Source organism: Vagococcus humatus (genome assembly GCF_003950325.1).
In the GTDB taxonomy this organism is placed as follows: Bacteria; Bacillota; Bacilli; order Lactobacillales; family Vagococcaceae; genus Vagococcus_C; species Vagococcus_C humatus.
The window spans coordinates 1-3,272 of the sequence record NZ_PXZH01000009.1 but is presented as its reverse complement, the minus strand read 5'-3'; the positions used below and the strand labels follow the sequence as shown (position 1 = coordinate 3,272).

The 3,272-nt window shown below is 49.4% G+C and carries 2 rRNA genes; both read left to right on the top strand.

Annotated features, from left to right (window positions below):
• Positions 1-168 precede the first annotated feature (168 nt).
• Positions 169-3,079, top strand: a 23S ribosomal RNA gene (locus C7P63_RS10230).
• Positions 3,080-3,156: 77 nt separating this feature from the next.
• A 5S ribosomal RNA gene (gene rrf / locus C7P63_RS10225) occupies positions 3,157-3,272 on the top strand.

The following is a 3,272-nucleotide window of genomic DNA, read 5'->3' as shown; positions in this document are numbered from 1 at the left end:
TTTGTTCATTGAAAACTGGATAATTTAAGAAAATTAATCAAAACAAACCGAGAACACCGCGTTGAAAAGAGTTTTTTATTAAAGTTCAAAACGCTGATTAAAACGAGTGATGGACACAGATATCGCTATCTGTGAGAAATCACAAAACCTAACACTTAGTGTTAGCAAGGTTAAGTTAATAAGGGCACATGGTGGATGCCTTGGCACTAGAAGCCGATGAAGGACGGGACTAACTCCGATATGCTTTGGGGAGCTGTAAGTAAGCTATGATCCAGAGATTTCCGAATGGGGAAACCCAGCATCTTTAATAGGATGTTATCTATTACTCAATTCATAGGTAATAGAGGGGACACGCAGAGAACTGAAACATCTAAGTACCTGCAGGAAGAGAAAGAAAAATCGATTTCCTTAGTAGCGGCGAGCGAAACGGAAAGAGCCCAAACCAAAGAGCTTGCTCTTTGGGGTTGTAGGACTCAATTGTGGGAGCGATAAAACATAGTTGAAGCGACCTGGAAAGGTCAGCCGAAGAGGGTAACAGCCCCGTAAATAAAATGGTTTATCCCCCTATGAGTATCCTGAGTACGGCGGAACACGAGAAATTCCGTCGGAATCCGGGAGGACCATCTCCCAAGGCTAAATACTCTCTAGTGACCGATAGTGAACCAGTACCGTGAGGGAAAGGTGAAAAGCACCCCGGGAGGGGAGTGAAATAGAACCTGAAACCATGTGCCTACAACAAGTTAGAGCCCGTTAATGGGTGATAGCGTGCCTTTTGTAGAATGAACCGGCGAGTTACGATTCCATGCGAGGTTAAGGTGAAGAGCCGGAGCCGCAGCGAAAGCGAGTCTGAATAGGGCGAATGAGTATGTGGTCGTAGACCCGAAACCATGTGATCTACCCATGTCCAGGTTGAAGGTGTGGTAAAACGCACTGGAGGACCGAACCCACGTACGTTGAAAAGTGCGGGGATGAGGTGTGGGTAGCGGAGAAATTCCAAACGAACTTGGAGATAGCTGGTTCTCTCCGAAATAGCTTTAGGGCTAGCCTCGGATTGAGAATGATGGAGGTAGAGCCACTGTTTGGACTAGGGGCCCGTCTTGGGTTACCGAATTCAGATAAACTCCGAATGCCATTCATTCATATCCGGGAGTCAGACTGTGAGTGATAAGATCCATAGTCGAAAGGGAAACAGCCCAGACCACCAGCTAAGGTCCCAAAATATATGTTAAGTGGAAAAGGATGTGGAGTTGCACAGACAACTAGGATGTTGGCTCAGAAGCAGCCACCATTTAAAGAGTGCGTAATAGCTCACTAGTCGAGTGACCCTGCGCCGAAAATTTACCGGGGCTAAACATATTACCGAAGCTGTGGATAGGACCTATGGTCCTATGGTAGGAGAGCGTTCTAAGGGCGTTGAAGGTGGACCGTAAGGACTGCTGGAGCGCTTAGAAGTGAGAATGCCGGTATGAGTAGCGAAAGACAGGTGAGAATCCTGTCCACCGTATGACTAAGGTTTCCTGGGGAAGGCTCGTCCTCCCAGGGTTAGTCGGGACCTAAGCCGAGGCCGAAAGGCGTAGGCGATGGACAACAGGTTGATATTCCTGTACTAGTTTATTTTGTTTGAGCAATGGAGTGACGCAGGAGGTTAAGAGATCCACACGACCGGAAGGGTGTGGCCAAGCAGTGAGTCTGAGGAAGAGTGAAATGCTTCTCCTTAAGGACAAGTTGTGACGGGGAGGGAAATATAGTACCGAAGTCTCTGACATCACACTGCCAAGAAAAACTTCTAGTGAGAAATAAACTACCCGTACCGCAAACCGACACAGGTAGTCGAGGAGAGTATCCTAAGGTGAGCGAGCGAACTCTCGTTAAGGAACTCGGCAAAATGACCCCGTAACTTCGGGAGAAGGGGTGCTGATCGCAAGATCAGCCGCAGTGAATAGGCCCAGGCGACTGTTTATCAAAAACACAGGTCTCTGCAAAATCGAAAGATGACGTATAGGGGCTGACGCCTGCCCGGTGCTGGAAGGTTAAGAGGATGGGTTAGCGCAAGCGAAGCTCAAAATTGAAGCCCCAGTAAACGGCGGCCGTAACTATAACGGTCCTAAGGTAGCGAAATTCCTTGTCGGGTAAGTTCCGACCCGCACGAAAGGCGTAACGATCTGGGCACTGTCTCAACGAGAGACTCGGTGAAATTTTAGTACCTGTGAAGATGCAGGTTACCCGCGACAGGACGGAAAGACCCCATGGAGCTTTACTGTAATTTGATATTGAGTGTTTGTGACACATGTACAGGATAGGTAGGAGCCGAGGAGGCCGGTACGCTAGTATCGGCGGAGGCAATGGTGGGATACTACCCTTGTGTTATGACCATTCTAACCCGCAACACTTAGCGTGTTGGGAGACATTGTCAGATGGGCAGTTTGACTGGGGCGGTCGCCTCCTAAAAGGTAACGGAGGCGCCCAAAGGTTCCCTCAGAATGGTTGGAAATCATTCGAAGAGTGCAAAGGCAGAAGGGAGCTTGACTGCGAGACTTACAAGTCGAGCAGGGACGAAAGTCGGGCTTAGTGATCCGGTGGTTCCGCATGGAAGGGCCATCGCTCAACGGATAAAAGCTACCCTGGGGATAACAGGCTTATCTCCCCCAAGAGTCCACATCGACGGGGAGGTTTGGCACCTCGATGTCGGCTCGTCGCATCCTGGGGCTGTAGTCGGTCCCAAGGGTTGGGCTGTTCGCCCATTAAAGCGGCACGCGAGCTGGGTTCAGAACGTCGTGAGACAGTTCGGTCCCTATCCGTCGCGGGCGCAGGAAATTTGAGAGGAGCTGTCCTTAGTACGAGAGGACCGGGATGGACACACCGCTGGTGTACCAGTTGTTCTGCCAAGAGCATAGCTGGGTAGCTACGTGTGGACGGGATAAACGCTGAAAGCATCTAAGCGTGAAGCCCCCCTCAAGATGAGATTTCCCATTTCTTCGGAAAGTAAGACCCCTGAGAGACGATCAGGTAGATAGGTTGGAAGTGGAAGTTTAGTGATAAACGGAGCGGACCAATACTAATCGGTCGAGGACTTAACCTAAGAAGTATCGGAATGATTTGATTAAAAGAAGAATTATCCAGTTTTGAGTGAACAAAGTTCACTTGACAACAACATAGTGTGGTGGCGATAGCAAGAAGGATACACCTGTTCCCATGCCGAACACAGAAGTTAAGCTTCTTAGCGCCGATGGTAGTTGGGGGTTTCCCCCTGTGAGAGTAGGACGTTGCCACGC